Here is a 14,081-nt window from a genome sequence, read left to right on the forward strand (position 1 = left end):
GGCTGTCCAACGACTTCCACTCCCCTTATCCTCACACCTCCCCGCACCCGCGAACCCGGAGCCGCCATGGACCTCGCCACCCTCGCCCTTTTCCTCCCCGCCTGCTTCGCCCTGAACATGGCGCCGGGCCCGAACAACCTGCTGTCAGTGAGCAACTCCACCCGCTACGGCTACCGCACTTCGTGCCTGGCGGGCATTGGCCGTTTGCTGGCCTTTGCCGGCATGATAGCCCTCGCCTCTGCAGGCTTGGCGGTGGTGGTGCAGACATCGGAGCTGTTGTTCTACGGGATCAAGATTCTGGGGGCAGCGTATCTGTTTTACCTGGCGTTGCAGTTGTGGCGCGCGAATCCCGAGGCTGAGGCGCAGGCGGGTACGGCCAAGGTCGGATTGTGGGCATTGGCACGGCAGGAATTTTTAGTGGCGGCGGGCAAGCCAGGCGATGCTCAATATAAACTTGTATGACAGACTGCTTTCGGCCAGAAGCGGTCACTGCGCATCACATCCCCGGCCTGAAAGCCTGGATAGCCGAGTTGACCGTTCACGATGCAGTGCAGCAGCATGTGATCAATGATTAAGTGCTTCCAGGAAACCTATGCATAGCCCTGTAGATCTTCATGAGTTGTTGGCGCACGTCAGAGATGAACCGTCGTTCATACGATTTATCGAAGCCCTCGGTGTAGATTTCGCCAGCGGGCGTTTAATTGAAAAGACATCGCCTTCATCGGTCTATGGGCCAAGTGCTCTTGGCTGGGAAAATGTGTCCGTTGACGCGTTTTTTGATGCGGCAGCTTCGTGGGCAGACGCCAGTTCCCGACTTGCCCAAGAGGATAGGTCGATACCCAATGTTTGGCATCGCTGTGCGGCCATTTTGCTGGCTGGGAAGTATTATGAGTGACACGGGTACGACATCCGCAACGTGGAAGGGAACCGTGGACGGGAGGTTGCCAAAGAACCTACGCAATAAGCTTTTGGTTGAAGCCGAAGCCTACGGTTTAACGTTGAATGATCTTGCTGCCACCTGCGAGGAATTCGGCGTGGCCCCCAGCAATCTGCTGAACGAGCTATCCATAGCGGTTGCTGAAGGCTACTTGGCAGGGGCTTTGACTTACGAGTTCTGCGATGGCGTCATGAACGGGCTCATCGCTGCCATCGTTGATGTGGGCATGACCAATGACATGCCGCAGCCTGCTTTCTCGCTTTATCAGGCCTTTGATCAGGGGGAGTGGGTGCGCCATGATGATCCGCCGGAGATTGATACCATTGAGAAATATGTGAAGCCGCTGGTTGTGCAGATAGTGCGTGAGTTTCAGGGTGGTAGCGGATATCGGTCAGAAGCAGATCTTTAAGCTGGAAAAATAAATCCTTCGAATTTCTTCCCGCTTTGAGAGTTTGTCTACGCACTTTTACGCTCTCTGGGCTGGTAAGCAGAGTTGGGAAATCAACTCGTCCCCTCTTCAAAAGTAGGTGCAAATGATGGCTCCCTTCGTTCTTCAGGACTTTGACGTTGGATGGGTCGCTACCGACGCCCTCGGACAGGTTGCGCTCTTCACTACAGGTGGCCCCGGACCAGTTCCTGATTCCGCGATACCCTCCGTCGAAAACTCCGAAGAATTTGTCCTTTCCTTGCCGAAAGTGTCCGATGTAGATCGGGCCACTGTTGGGGCTGGTGCAAACGCTTTCGTTGAATTTGCTAAACGTGGGTTCTTTGCGTACGACTGGTCGGACGTTCATCGCGATTCACGCCAGGCGTTGAGGGGGTATGAGCTGCAATACCGTCCCCAGAATCCACTGAAACTATTCGATTTGCCTGCCCCATTACGGGCATTGACTGAGGTTACCCGGCTATCCCAAGTAATCTTCGGAGCATCCATCATAGTGATAGGTGATCAGGTTTCTTAGCCTTTATTCGGCGATTAGGGACCGCTTTTTTGGGGCGGAAGCGTTCAGTTGCGTACGGTAGCTATCGGCCATAAGCGGACGTATGCAAGCAACCGCTACCGGCCCTTTACGACAGGCAGCAATTTGCCGGTTAGTGGGGCTTATCCGAGACGAGTATGAGCGGAACAGAAAGGACCGTTCATTACTCAAACTTTAAATCGACTAATCAACACGCCAAAGGATGTGGCCAAGCGCGACAATTCGTAGCTTGAAGCATTGGTTTGATGTGCTCCGGCCGCTGTTTGTGTTGAAAGGTCCTGAATGTTTATCAGGTTACGATCAACCTCACGTGCAACCTGAGCCTGTTCTTCAGCGGCACTTGCGATCACGAGGTTCCTTTCACTGATGGTTGAAACACCCTCGGTGATTCGTTCAAGAGCCTGGCCAGCCTCCACGGACTGCGCCCGCGTATCGGCTGCCAGCTCTTTACTTTTATTCATCGCGAAGACGGCTTCATCAGCTCCAGAGCGCACCTGTTGCATCATCGATTCAATGTCCGCCGTCGATGCTTGGGTCCTATGGGCAAGAGCGCGCACCTCATCCGCTACAACAGCGAACCCACGCCCTTGCTCGCCCGCCCTGGCCGCTTCAATGGCTGCGTTCAAGGCCAAGAGGTTAGTCTGCTCGGCAATGGCTCTGATCACATCAAGAACTTTAGTGATCTCGTTGATGCGGGTGGCAAGCACCTCAACTTTGGCAGTTGAATTTGAAATCTCATCCGCCATCAATCCAACTGAATTAACAGCTCTGCGTACCTGATCACGACCTTCTACAGCATTGCGGCTGGCTTGCTCTGAGGCTTCAGAGGCACCCGCCGCATTTCTGGCGACTTCATCCACGGCTGCAGTCATTTCGTTCACCGCCGTCGCAGCTTGCTGAATCTCATCATTCTGCCGCGTCAGGCCGCGTGAGCTTTCTTCAGTAACCGCGTTTAGCTCTTCAGATGCAGAGGCCAATTGGTCAGCAGCGCTGCCAATTTCGCTTACCGTAGTTCGTAGGTTATTCTGCATTTTATCGAGTGCGCTCAGCAGTACACCGACTTCATCTCGTCCACTGATTACAATGTGTTTAGAAAGGTCACCATCAGCCACTTCCTCAGCGCTTCGCAACGCGATGGATAGAGGAAGAGTGATTGAACGCGTGATAATCAGTCCCAAAGCGATGGCTGCTAGGAAGGCAATTATTACACCTATACCCAATATCCAGTAAGCACTCTTTGTCTCGGCCTTTGCTGCATCTGCTACCTCACCGCTTTGGCGATAGTTGGAAGCAACAATAACTTGAAGATTATCACTTACTCCCTTGAATGCCGGCGAGACTTTCTCCTGGAAAATCTTGGTAGCGCCATCAATATTACCTGCCTTAGCTAATTCGATCACTGTGCGTGCATCCTGCAAATAGGCTGGCCAGTTTTTTTCGAACTGATCACCTGCCGCACGCTCGTCATCAGCGAGAGGAGTTTGTCGGTACTCCTTGAAAAGTCGGTCAGCCTCTTTCTCGTTTTCAGACATGGATTGAACAGCAGTGTCAAATTTAAGATCTTCTTTTGCGTACTTGTAGAGTAGAGCAGCGTGTAAAGATCTGGAGTACGAAAAAACACTTGCGCGGGCATTAGCTGTATTATAAACAGAAATTAAATTATTGCTTACAATGCCTTCTATTGCTTCTTTTTGCTTAGTGATACCTGAATAGCCTAAGAATCCCACTCCTAAGGTGATCATTGCGCACACTAAAAAAGCAGAAATCAGTCGCGAGGAAAGCTTGGTTCTACGTAATGTGTCCATAAGACTCTCGAAAATTATTAATTGGTTATCCAATCAGGCTTGGTGCGAGTACTGTGTCGGAAGAAAAACCCATAACTATAATTTTTATTTTATTGTCCTGATAAATGACCTTTTTTAAGGCGGAGGCTGGTTTTTTTGATAGTAATCAACAGCTGAACGAGACAACACAATAGAATTTCTATCGAGTCGATAGCGCATGCATAAATGATAGGGTTTAAATAATTTAACCCGGGTTTTAAGCGAATGTAAGCCAGGCGATTGCCTACTTCAACGGCCGTAAAGGGTCGGAAGTCGTCGCTCATGAACGTCTGCTTTTGGCCGATTGATGCCTATCCTGAGGTCAGCAGTAACAAGCAGACGGCACAAAGCGGCCTCCTATCAAAAGAGTCCGAGGGGACAGTCAAGCAGTGTCGACTTCATCCTTCTTGCCTGCTCTCCATCTAAAACTGAGCCTGTCATCGGAGTCAATTACAAACAGCCCTGACCAGATAGCCAACCAGAACTGAGCTGTCACAAGCGGGGAGAGTGCCATGAACTGCCCAATCCCTCGAAGGAGTGTTTGTATGACTGGTTTGCGGCGTCGGCCTGTTGCGTAAGGCGAATACACTCGATTTCGGGGAAGCCCAAAGCACAAACGCCAATAAATGGCGATTTCTCCCTTAGCAAACTTTATCGAGTTACAGTTCCACCAATGCCCCCACCAATACATCCACTTATCATTCAGGAGCCAATTTTGGGACAGGTATGAACGCATAGTATTACAAGGTGGCAGAGCCTCTCCGCTCGAAAGCCTTACAACACACTGCCGCAATTCAACCTCTTCGACTGAGAATGCTATTTCCTCTCGGGCGCCTCCAACAAAATCCAGAACCGGAACATTTATCAAATTCCAGATCATCGGGGTTCGGTCAACGTCACAGACAGATATTTTGTCCTGATAGCGAATGCCAGCGCCACGGGCTTCGAAATAAAAATCCACATTTGACAGCCTCTGGCCGGTCGATCTTAAGGCGAGCTTAGAGACATGTGGCTTGTGATCTGTAGGCTGCGCCAGCCTCAAGGAATACTCGAGGTAGTCTCCTAATGGCTCCCACCGCGATCCGAGTCGATGGCGAGAATTCCATCTTCGATGTGATCCAACATAAGTCTTGTGTAGCAGCACCCTGGTTACACGCTGCCAAACCCAGGAAGCGGCCTTTACGATCAAGTTGAACGGAAGAGGCAGATCCAAATTAAACTCCAAAGCGCAAGCGCGCAGGACGGTCGGTTTTAGCATCTTATGCGTCACTAAACCATGAGACCTCCTGAATGGCCAGCAGCGACTAGGTGATATAGATGATCTGAAGAATCCACCAGCAGACTCACCGTCGAAGGTCTACGTGTTAGATCTGCTGGTCGAGTAGGATGCTTCTGGGGCCAATAAGTAAGCGAGATGCAAAGCGGGTCGGGATCCACCAGCAAACGGTGCATACCGACCTGTCCCAAGCACTCGAGATGCCGCGTTGCGTGGGTAGATTACGCTTTTGCGGTTTTTCGCCAGATTGCGTGAAAAGCCTTTCCACGCGGATAAACACCTGATTTCATGACACGGTGTTCAGCTGTTTCAGCGCGACACCTTGCTGAAAGCCCGGCTATTTCGTCGGGCTTTTGCTTTGTATTTATTCGTAGAAGTGTTCCCGCACAGAGGTGACCTCGATATTGTGCCTTTTTAAGATGTCACCCAGCCCTTTGTAGCCATTGTTAGGGATCTGGCAATTATCTACCAACGTCTCGTAGATCGTCTCCAGTTCGGGTTCCTCGTGACCACCTTCAAAAATCAATTCCTGCGTCTCACCGTCGCGGGTGTACATCACCTGCCAAATTGCCATCTGACATTCCTCAAGTATTCGGCCTACTAAGATACCAAAGGATCGTTCGGTGGAGCTCATTGAGGCAAAAATTATCAAGATGCATTTGGATTCCCATCTTAAATCTTGACCACCTGCACCTCCTTTTGCCTCTCAACTGGCCAGAATATGCACCGCTATTACGCACCTGCGCAGCGGCCCGGTCTGTGCGGCGCGTAGAGTGATTTTTTTGGGTTGAAATTACGCAAATTTCGCGAGAGACGCACTTCTTTGCGCACGCTGCGCAATTACCAACACAGGTACTCACCATGCCCTACATCGTGATCCCACAACCTTTCCCGAAGTCGCCACTGCAAACGCAGTTCGACACCGAGGACGAGGCGAACGCCCGCGCTCAATTGATGATCGAGCAGGCGCCGCAGCAAGCTGTTTATGTCACTGAGTTGAAGACGCTTTACCAGGGCCAGGTGACTGTCACCTCGGCCCCGGCCGTTACTCAGCCTAAGAGCCCCGAGCAGGGATAGTTTCACCGCCACGCCGGGAGGCGTTGCAACCACGTGCCGTATCGTCGAGACGACGACACACCAGCACAAACCGCCAGGATTCGCCCTGGCACCTATTCATGTGAGCCCGCCAAGTGCGGGCTTTTGCATTTCTGGAGGCCAGCATGAAAGCCCCGGACAGGAGTTCATCTATGGCAAACCCCGCTCCGGAAGGTGTTGTAGAAGTGGTGGGCGCTTCTATCGCCAATAAGGGCATGATCGCCGGCGCCGGTGCTGGCCTCATTGGTTGGCTCTCCCAGGTCAACTGGATCGGCATTACCGGTGTCGTGGTTGCTGTGTTGGAACAAGTGATCAGCACTTACTTTCAGATCCGCCGCGACCGCCGTGAACACGCCGAGAGCCAGGCCCGGCTCCAGGCTCTGCGCGATCAGTGCAAGTTATGAACGCTCAACCGCAGTGCAAGCCATGATGGCTGATCAGTTACGCTATGCAATGCACCGTGACGTATTGCGGGTGGATCCTGCTGCGGGGGATGGAATACAGGATTTTCCGCAGCACAAGCTAAGTGCCGCTGAATATGATCTGGCCACCGATCGAAAAATCATGCGCTGGCGTCATATTCAACAACAGCCCACCCGAACCCTCATGAGGAACTGCACCAGGGTCATCACGATGCGGCCGAATGATGTTAGATTCTCGCAATATGGATTTTCAGCGGAATTGACATGAGCGGACTGGCCAATCAAACAGACAAGCTTCATCTGCTAAAGCAGAAAGTGGATGCTTTCTCCAAGGCAAGAGACTGGGAAAAGTTTCACACGCCTAAAAACCTGTCGATGGCTTTGACAGTTGAAGCATCGGAGCTGATGGAGATTGAATCGCCCCGAGTTTCATAGATGCTTTCGAGCCTCAGGGACACCAGCCTAGTCCCAGTTAGACTGTCCGCTTCTGGCCGAAAGCTGTCGCTACCTACAGGCGACGGACCAAAGCTGATCGAGCTTCGTCGTATAACTTTGGCTCATCAAATCGCGGCGCATGCCCCAATCAGAATCTGCCGGCACACAAGCCGAGCGCAACGTTCCCCTACCCCATCGCTAATTGACCTGGTCCATGACCGTCATCACCCGAGTCGCCTCCGCCGGCTGTGATAGAGCAAACAAATCATCGGTGTACTCTCCAGGCTGGCAGAGGTTCAGCAACATCACCTCAACCTTGCTGTACTTAAACCTGGTCGAAATATCCGATCAAGCGCACCCAGCGCCGCTTGAGTAAGCAGCCGCACGTCATCAGTGGGATATGGCATATCCACCACCACCCCATTGGCATACTTCGCCTCCTCCGGATTGAACATGCCCGTGCGGATGCACACGCGTACCTTCTTACACAGCGATTTCTGAGCGCGGAGCTTCTCAGAGGCACGCATCATGTAGGTGGCCAGCGCCTCCTTGATGGGCGGCAGCTCGGTCAGCCGCTTGCCGAACATGCGGCTGCAGCAGATCTCCTGCTTCGGCGGATTTGGCTCATCCAGCTCCATGCAAGGCGTGCCGCCCAGCTCCCTGGCCGCCTTTTCGATCACAATGCTGAACTTCTTACGGAGCGTCCACGGGTCGGCCTTAGCCAGGTCCATAGCCGACTTGATACCCATGGCATCAAGATGGAGTTTCATCTTTCGACCGACACCCCACACCTCCGCCACGTCAGTATTGCGTAGCACCCAGTCACGCTTAACCGGATCGGTGATGTTGACCACCCCACCGGTTTGGGACTGCAGTCGCTTCGCGGTGTGGTTTGCCAGCTTCGCCAGAGTCTTTGTGTGAGCGATACCAACGCCGACAGGGATACCCGTGCAGCGAAGCACCTGGGCACGAATCTGCCGGCCTAAGGCATCCAACTCACCAATACCAGTCAGGTCGGCGAACGCCTCGTCGATGCTGTACACCTCAACCGCCGGCACCATCGCCTCGATCAGGCTCATCACGCGTTCGCTCATGTCGCCGTACAGCGCATAGTTGGAGGAGAACGGGACAATCCCGTGCTGCTTGAGCTTGTGCTTGATCTGGAAATACGGCTCTAGACTAAGCAGTCCTGGACAATATGACCCTATGTGCGGCTTTGTGCGCCACCATACTCTTACAACCTTCCAGTTGCCCCCAAAAGCCAATGCCGCTTATAGTCCGCCCCGTCGCCCACATGGCGATCAGGTTTGGCGACCTGACTATCGGATGCAGAAGCACTGCGCTTTTTTGTAGAGGCTGTTGCACGCCTGCAAAGCTGTCTTAATGGCGGCTGTGCGCGGGAGACCTTCGGGTCTGCCGGGTTTTCCGATACCGGTTCGCCAACCTGCGTACAGCTGTCACCCTATCGTTTGGCGACGATTAAGTGACGGTTAATGACTGCACTTATCGGAGTTTTCAAAATGGAACGTTACATCCCTCTCACTGGAATCGATCTGGTCCCAGCCTCTCTGTTCATTGACTCAGAAGCGCCGCTCGATGTACTGCAAGCGATGGCAGATTACCGCATTCGCACCGTCACTCAGGTGTTGGAAAACATTGCCTTTCGCAGCGAGTTGGAAGCTGATTCCGTCGTGCTTTCTGACTTCGCGCAGTTGCTGGCTATCCCCTTGCGAGATGGCTGCGACCTGATGGATATCATTGGGCAACGCTTACGGGCTGAGGTTTGTACCACTGACGAAGTACCTGCAAGCCAAAGCTAAGTCGGCTCACACGCGTGGGTGCCATAGCAGCCCCCACGCGCACATTGTCCAACCACCCCACTCCCCCTTATCCTCACACCTCCCCGTCCGCCGCGAATCCGGAGCTGCCATGGACCTCGCCACCCTCGCCCTTTTCCTCCCCGCCTGCTTCGCCCTGAACATGGCGCCGGGCCCGAACAACCTGCTGTCCGTGAGCAATGCCACTCGCTATGGCTATCGCACCTCATGCCTTGCCGGTATCGGTCGCCTGCTGGCCTTCGCCGGCATGATCGCCCTCGCCTCTGCAGGCTTGGCGGTGGTGCTGCAGACGTCGGAGCTGTTGTTCTACGGGATCAAGATTCTGGGAGCGGCGTATCTTTTTTACCTGGCGTTGCAGTTGTGGCGCGCGAATCCCGAGGCCGAGGCGCAGGCGGGTACGGCCAAGGTCGGTTTGTGGGCATTGGCACGGCAGGAATTTTTAGTGGCGGCGGGCAATCCGAAGGCGATCCTGATCTTCACCGCCTTCCTGCCGCAATTCGTGGTGCCCGGCGAGCCGATCACGCCGCAGTTCGCGCTGCTGGGCGCGCTGTTCCTGGGACTGGAGTGGATCGCCATCAGTGCGTACGCCTATATGGGCCTGCATATGCGGCGCTGGTTTGCCGAGCCTCGGGGCAAGCGGATCTTCAATCGCTGCTGCGCCGGGTTGTTGTCGGCGGCGGCGTCGGTGTTGTTGATGGCGCGCAGGGCCTGAACCATGACTCGCGACGAACTCGCTGCCTTTTACCAAGGCTATATCGACTGCCTGAACCGTCAGGATTGGGAGCACTTGGGTGACTTCGTGCATCCGGACGTGACCTACAACGGCGAAGTCGTCGGCCTCGCCGGCTACCGCGCCATGCTGGAGCGGGATTTTCGCGAGATACCGGACCTGGTGTTCCGCATCCAGCTGCTGGTGGCCGACCCGCCGACCGTGGCCAGTCGCCTGAACTTCAAGGTCACGCCCAGGGGCGAGTTCTTCGGGTTGCCGATCAATGGACGCCAGGTGATGTTCGACGAAAATGTGTTCTATGAGGTGGTCGACGGCACATTCGCCCACGTCTGGTCGGTGATCGACAAAGCGGCCATCGCGCAGCAACTGGGCGGCTAAACTCCACAGCGCCTTTCTCACGTGGAGACCGATCATGACCCACAAAAACACGCTCTGCCTCTGGTACAACGGCACCGCCCTTGAGGCCGCGACCTTCTATGCCCTGACCTTTCCGGACAGCCGGGTGAATGCCGTGCACCTGGCGCCCGGCGATTATCCGTCCGGCAAACAGGGCGATGTATTGACCGTGGACTTCACCGTCTTGGGCATCCCCTGCATCGGCCTCAACGGCGGGCCGATCTTCCCGCATACCGAGGCCTTTTCGTTCCAGGTGGCCACCGATGACCAGGCCGAAACCGACCGTTACTGGAACGCCATCGTCGGCAACGGCGGCCAGGAAAGCGCCTGCGGCTGGTGCAAGGACAAGTGGGGGCTGTCGTGGCAGATCACCCCACGCGTGCTGACCGATGCGGTGACCCACTCCGACCCGGCGACGGCAAAGCGCGCCTTTGACGCGATGATGACCATGAGAAAGATCGACATCGCGACGATTGAGGCGGCGATAGCGGCGGGCTAAGGCAGGGCATCCAGCATGGCGTTGGCCGCCAGGGCATGGACCTTGCGGGTGGGGTGCCATTCGTCCCAGTAATAATGCGCGTCGGGGTTGGCACACACCGGTTCAGCCTCCGGATAAGTGGCCTGGCACGGCGTATCGAGGTCGGTGAAACCATGGGCTGTCGGGTTGGCGCGCAGTGCGTCGCTGAAAGCCAGGTGGTCGAAGTAGCTGACCTTCGCCGTACCGATCTGCGCCAGCACGGCCGGGAGTTTCTGCGCGAGCAACTGCTGGTATTTTTTCGCATTGTCGACCTGGTTGCCCTGCACCACCGCAGGCACATGGCTGAGGTCTGTGGTGCCCACCACCATCACATGCCGGGCACCCGCTGCCACCAGTTGCTCAGTGGCTTTGCGGATATTCGCCAGGCTCGATTCGCTCAGTGCCTCAAGGGTTTGCGAGTGGGAGAAGTCGGCCCACTCGAAAAAGTCATTGGCCGAGGTGAAGATGAAGTACAGCGCCTTGGGGTCGGCCTTGTGGGACTTGGCAGCCTGCAAGTGCTCGGCGACCTGCCCCAATACGCCGGTATCCTGGGAAGGCATCATCCAGGCGTAGTAATTGCCGTGGCCACTTTTGGCGCCGCCCACCGCGTAGTCGGTCAGCGGTGTGTGCAGAGCCTGGGCCAGGCCCTCGACGGCGGTCGGGCCGTTGCTCCAGCGCCCCTTCCAGTACAGCGGCCCAGGCAACGCCTGGGCGTCCTTGATGTGCTGTGCGGCGAGCTGTGTGGTGAGCGCTTCGCCCGCGCCGTTGTCGGAATAGCTGTCACCGAAGGCATACAGGTGATCGTAGGTCGAGGCGCCAAAGGCGGTCGAGGCGGACAGAGTCAGCAGAGCGGCCAAACACGCACGTCGGATCATTGCGTTTCTCCCGGAATGTCTGCACAGACTACCGGTTGGCGGCAACCACACAGGAACGATTGCGACGCGCACATATCCAGCGGCGGCCACATCACGGCTGTACAGCAACCACCCGGCTGGTTAGGCTTGGCGCCTGCAACATCCCGTTAAAGTTTCCGCGTCACCCGCCGTCACCCTGACATCCCCGAATGGACTCAACGAGGCTCTCGTGCGTTTTATCACTCCGCTTTTGCTGATCGGTGGCATCGCCACCCTGGCCGGTTGTGCCACCCAGAAAACCCAGGTCGAAACCATGCTCGCCGGCGCCCTCGCCCAGCCCCTGGTGGAAAACAGCATCGTGCGCGAAGGCGACGTGCTCAGCTTCGAGCTGTTGATGCCTGGCGATCCGGGCGCCCTGCGCCGCACGTTGCAAGTCGAGGCCGCCTGTTCCTCGCCGCAACTGCACCTGCTGTACCTGGACGGTTCGCAACGGGTCTACCCCGCCAGTGCCGGCCGCTACAGTTCGCCCCGCAGCTTGTCGCCGCAGTTGCGTGCAACCCTGGCCGCCAACCAGACCTTCGTCCGTGCCTGCGCGGAAACACCGAAGCCCGACTGGCGCCTGGTACAGACCAACGAGCGCGACAACCAGGTGCTGATCGACGCCAACAGTATCAAGAACGCCAACGGCGAAACGCGCTTCTGGGCCGCCTTCGACAACCCGACGGTGCTCAACGACCTGCCCTACAACGCCCCGTACGCGCAAAAACGCGAGCACTTTGCGGTGTCGTGCAAAGGCGGCACCTACAAGCAGTTGGCCGGCTACGACATGGATGCCGACAACCGCGTCAGCGACGGCCGGGTCGACAGTTTCCCTACGCCGCAGAACATCGCTGGCAGCAATGCCGACTACGAATTGCTGTTCAACAAAATCTGCGTCAGCCCGGAAAAGATCGCCGCACTGCCCGCGTTCAAACCGCGCATGAAAGCGCCGGCCACCATTGCCCTGACCTCGGTGCAACCGGCGGTGCTGGCGGCCATCACCCAGTTGAACCTGGACAAGCCCACCCGCTCGTTCAAATACGTCCAGTTCGCGGGCACCAGCAACTACCGTGGCAAGACCAGCGATAACCAAAGCACGCAGTTCATCAGCCAGGACGCACCAAGCGGCCAGTTGGCCCTGGCCACCCGTGGCGACGGCTATGAGAGTCAGGCCGTGAGCTGGCGCAACCTGTTCCACCTGGTGTCCAAAGCCACCTACGGCGGTTCGGGCATGGCGGAAAGCTCGACCCTGACCCAACTGAGCTTCACCGGTAACTGGAAGGCCCTGCCCGTGGGCGAGACCGTCACCTACACCACCGTACGCTCCAGCCTCAACAGCCTGATCGGCAGCAGCACCAACACGCAGACCAACCGTTGCCAGGTCGAGCGTGAACTGCCGGCCAGCGAACTCAACGCGAAACTGGCGGGCAGCGCCAAGGCATTGTCCTGCCGAACCGACGACGACAAGTACAAGCGCGTCAACCACCTGTACTTCCTGACCGACTACGCCTACTTCTTTGAATCGAGTACCGACAAGAACGAGTTTTTCTACTCTGACTCGCGTATCGATAAATTCGAATAAGCCCCGTTGACACACTCTGCAATATTCCATGAAGATGGAGGCCTTGTTCAGGGTGTGTCAGCTTATGTCCGCAATGCCTTCCGTTAACCGTTCCGTCATTGGCTTGATTGCCAAGGCGCAAGGTTGCGTTGCGCACGCCCTCAAATCGAAGAAACAGTCGCTCATGTGACCGGGGCGCGCTGTCCCGTCAGATGAGCTGACAGGACATTGAGCGCGACGGTCTACTCTCCCTTGCACAATTGCCCCTGCCCTTCTGACGGTGACTCAAGCGGTCAATCATCAGGAGAAAGTGCATGTCATCGTTTCAAGGTATCTGGGTTCCCGTGGTCACGCCGTTCCATGACGGCGCCATTGATTTCATTGGCCTGCACCGCCTGGTCAACCACCTGCTGGAAAAACACGTGGCCGGGATCATGGTGTGCACCACTACCGGCGAAGCGGCGTCGCTGAGTCGGCAGGAACAATTGGCGGTGCTCGATGCGGTGTTGCAATGGGTGCCGGCGCACCGCGTGGTGATGGGCCTGGCGGGCTATAACCAGATTGAGCTGCTGCACTTTCAGCGTGAAATCCTGCAACGCCCGGTGGCTGGGCTTTTGGTGCCGGCGCCGAGTTACATCCGCCCGTCCCAGGCTGGCCTGGAAGCGTTCTTCCGCACCGTGGCCGATGCCTCCAGCGTGCCGATCATTCTGTACGACATTCCCTACCGCACCGGCGCCACGTTCGAGCAGGCCACCTTGCTCAACATCGTCGCCCACGAACGCATCGTGGCGATCAAGGACTGTGGCGGCAACCTGGACAATACCCTCGCGCTGCTGGCCAGCGGTGAGGTGGATGTGTTGTGTGGCGAAGACCTGCAGATCTTCAACGCGCTGTGCCTGGGCGCGACGGGCGCGATTGCAGCCTCGGCGCACGTCAACACGGAACAGTTCGTGACGCTTTGCCAGCAGGTACGCGACAACCAGTTGGCCGACGCGCGGGCAACGTTCATGCAGTTGGTGCCGCTGATCAACACGCTGTTCATGGAGCCCAACCCGGCACCGGTGAAAGCCGCCCTGGCCCTGCAAGGCTTGATCGGCAGCGAGTTGCGCGCACCGATGCAGGCAGCCAGCGTGGCAGTTGTCGCCCGTTTGCAGCAGGTGCAGAACCTGCTCGGCTAA

Annotated in this window: 15 protein-coding genes and 3 pseudogenes; 13 read left to right on the forward strand and 5 right to left on the reverse strand. The window is 56.4% G+C overall.

What is annotated here, in order from left to right; genetic code table 11:
- Positions 1-66: 66 nt before the first annotated feature.
- The 3 genes and pseudogenes from BMX59_RS09475 to BMX59_RS09485 form a co-directional block, all read left to right on the forward strand.
- Positions 67-435 (forward strand): annotated as a pseudogene (locus BMX59_RS09475) (LysE family translocator); the annotation flags it as partial.
- A 157-nt stretch (positions 436-592) separates the two neighbouring features.
- The gene (locus BMX59_RS09480; protein WP_093121147.1) at positions 593-895 is read left to right on the forward strand and encodes a DUF7660 family protein; all 303 of its coding nucleotides are present in this window, start codon (positions 593-595) and stop codon (positions 893-895) included.
- Positions 888-1,346, forward strand: coding sequence for a hypothetical protein (locus tag BMX59_RS09485; RefSeq protein ID WP_093121148.1), 459 nt, complete (start codon positions 888-890; stop codon positions 1,344-1,346). Before BMX59_RS09480 ends, BMX59_RS09485 begins: the two co-directional genes overlap by 8 nt.
- 738 nt (positions 1,347-2,084) lie before the next feature.
- Here BMX59_RS09485 and BMX59_RS31040 read toward each other — a convergent pair.
- The 3 genes and pseudogenes from BMX59_RS31040 to BMX59_RS09500 all read right to left on the reverse strand — a co-directional run bounded on the left by BMX59_RS31040 (position 2,085) and on the right by BMX59_RS09500 (position 5,590).
- A complete protein-coding gene (locus BMX59_RS31040) occupies positions 2,085-2,948 on the reverse strand; it encodes a methyl-accepting chemotaxis protein (protein WP_371322058.1) in 864 nt (287 codons plus the stop codon).
- Positions 2,940-3,722, reverse strand: a pseudogene (locus BMX59_RS31045) (MCP four helix bundle domain-containing protein); the annotation flags it as partial. The gene BMX59_RS31040 and the pseudogene BMX59_RS31045, both read right to left, overlap by 9 nt.
- 1,658 nt (positions 3,723-5,380) lie before the next feature.
- Positions 5,381-5,590, reverse strand: a complete 210-nt coding sequence (locus BMX59_RS09500) for a hypothetical protein (RefSeq protein ID WP_042572331.1) — start codon at positions 5,588-5,590, stop codon at positions 5,381-5,383.
- A 287-nt stretch (positions 5,591-5,877) separates the two neighbouring features.
- Between BMX59_RS09500 and BMX59_RS09505 the strand changes: the two genes are divergently transcribed.
- The 4 genes from BMX59_RS09505 (at position 5,878) to BMX59_RS09515 (ending at position 6,968) form a co-directional block, all read left to right on the forward strand.
- A complete protein-coding gene (locus BMX59_RS09505) occupies positions 5,878-6,093 on the forward strand; it encodes a hypothetical protein (protein ID WP_093121151.1) in 216 nt (71 codons plus the stop codon).
- A gap of 170 nt (positions 6,094-6,263) precedes the next feature.
- Positions 6,264-6,515 carry a holin gene (locus BMX59_RS09510; protein WP_093121152.1) on the forward strand — a complete coding sequence of 84 codons (252 nt, stop codon included), beginning with the start codon at positions 6,264-6,266 and terminating at the stop codon, positions 6,513-6,515.
- 22 nt (positions 6,516-6,537) lie between these two features.
- The gene (locus tag BMX59_RS30095; RefSeq protein WP_139212861.1) at positions 6,538-6,801 is read left to right on the forward strand and encodes a hypothetical protein; all 264 of its coding nucleotides are present in this window, start codon (positions 6,538-6,540) and stop codon (positions 6,799-6,801) included.
- The gene (locus tag BMX59_RS09515; RefSeq protein WP_175486670.1) at positions 6,798-6,968 is read left to right on the forward strand and encodes a nucleoside triphosphate pyrophosphohydrolase family protein; all 171 of its coding nucleotides are present in this window, start codon (positions 6,798-6,800) and stop codon (positions 6,966-6,968) included. Before BMX59_RS30095 ends, BMX59_RS09515 begins: the two co-directional genes overlap by 4 nt.
- A gap of 69 nt (positions 6,969-7,037) precedes the next feature.
- Here the strand turns inward: BMX59_RS09515 and BMX59_RS30715 are convergent.
- Positions 7,038-8,143, reverse strand: a pseudogene (locus BMX59_RS30715) (DUF4113 domain-containing protein); the annotation flags it as partial.
- A gap of 345 nt (positions 8,144-8,488) precedes the next feature.
- Here BMX59_RS30715 and BMX59_RS09530 point away from each other — a divergent pair.
- From BMX59_RS09530 to BMX59_RS09545, 4 genes are all read left to right on the forward strand, one after another.
- Positions 8,489-8,788 carry a hypothetical protein gene (locus BMX59_RS09530; RefSeq protein WP_071488133.1) on the forward strand — a complete coding sequence of 100 codons (300 nt, stop codon included), beginning with the start codon at positions 8,489-8,491 and terminating at the stop codon, positions 8,786-8,788.
- Between the two features lie 109 nt (positions 8,789-8,897).
- On the forward strand, positions 8,898-9,518 hold the full coding sequence (locus tag BMX59_RS09535; RefSeq protein WP_093121153.1) for a LysE family translocator: 621 nt from the start codon (positions 8,898-8,900) through the stop codon (positions 9,516-9,518).
- A 3-nt stretch (positions 9,519-9,521) separates the two neighbouring features.
- Complete coding sequence (locus BMX59_RS09540; RefSeq protein ID WP_093121154.1) at positions 9,522-9,914, forward strand: ester cyclase; 393 nt, start codon at positions 9,522-9,524, stop codon at positions 9,912-9,914.
- Positions 9,915-9,948: 34 nt separating this feature from the next.
- Positions 9,949-10,431 carry a VOC family protein gene (locus BMX59_RS09545; protein ID WP_093121155.1) on the forward strand — a complete coding sequence of 161 codons (483 nt, stop codon included), beginning with the start codon at positions 9,949-9,951 and terminating at the stop codon, positions 10,429-10,431.
- Here BMX59_RS09545 and BMX59_RS09550 read toward each other — a convergent pair.
- Positions 10,428-11,324: an SGNH/GDSL hydrolase family protein gene (locus tag BMX59_RS09550; RefSeq protein WP_093121156.1), complete on the reverse strand. Its 897-nt coding sequence runs from the start codon at positions 11,322-11,324 to the stop codon at positions 10,428-10,430. The two genes, BMX59_RS09545 and BMX59_RS09550, sit on opposite strands and share 4 nt — an antisense overlap.
- A 208-nt stretch (positions 11,325-11,532) precedes the next feature.
- Here BMX59_RS09550 and BMX59_RS09555 point away from each other — a divergent pair, with 208 nt between their 5' ends.
- The gene (locus BMX59_RS09555) at positions 11,533-12,924 is read left to right on the forward strand and encodes a hypothetical protein (protein WP_093121157.1); all 1,392 of its coding nucleotides are present in this window, start codon (positions 11,533-11,535) and stop codon (positions 12,922-12,924) included.
- A gap of 293 nt (positions 12,925-13,217) precedes the next feature.
- On the forward strand, positions 13,218-14,081 hold the full coding sequence (dapA, locus tag BMX59_RS09560; protein WP_092243979.1) for a 4-hydroxy-tetrahydrodipicolinate synthase: 864 nt from the start codon (positions 13,218-13,220) through the stop codon (positions 14,079-14,081).

This window comes from Pseudomonas sp. NFR09 (assembly GCF_900111535.1).
GTDB lineage: Bacteria > Pseudomonadota > Gammaproteobacteria > Pseudomonadales > Pseudomonadaceae > Aquipseudomonas > Aquipseudomonas extremorientalis.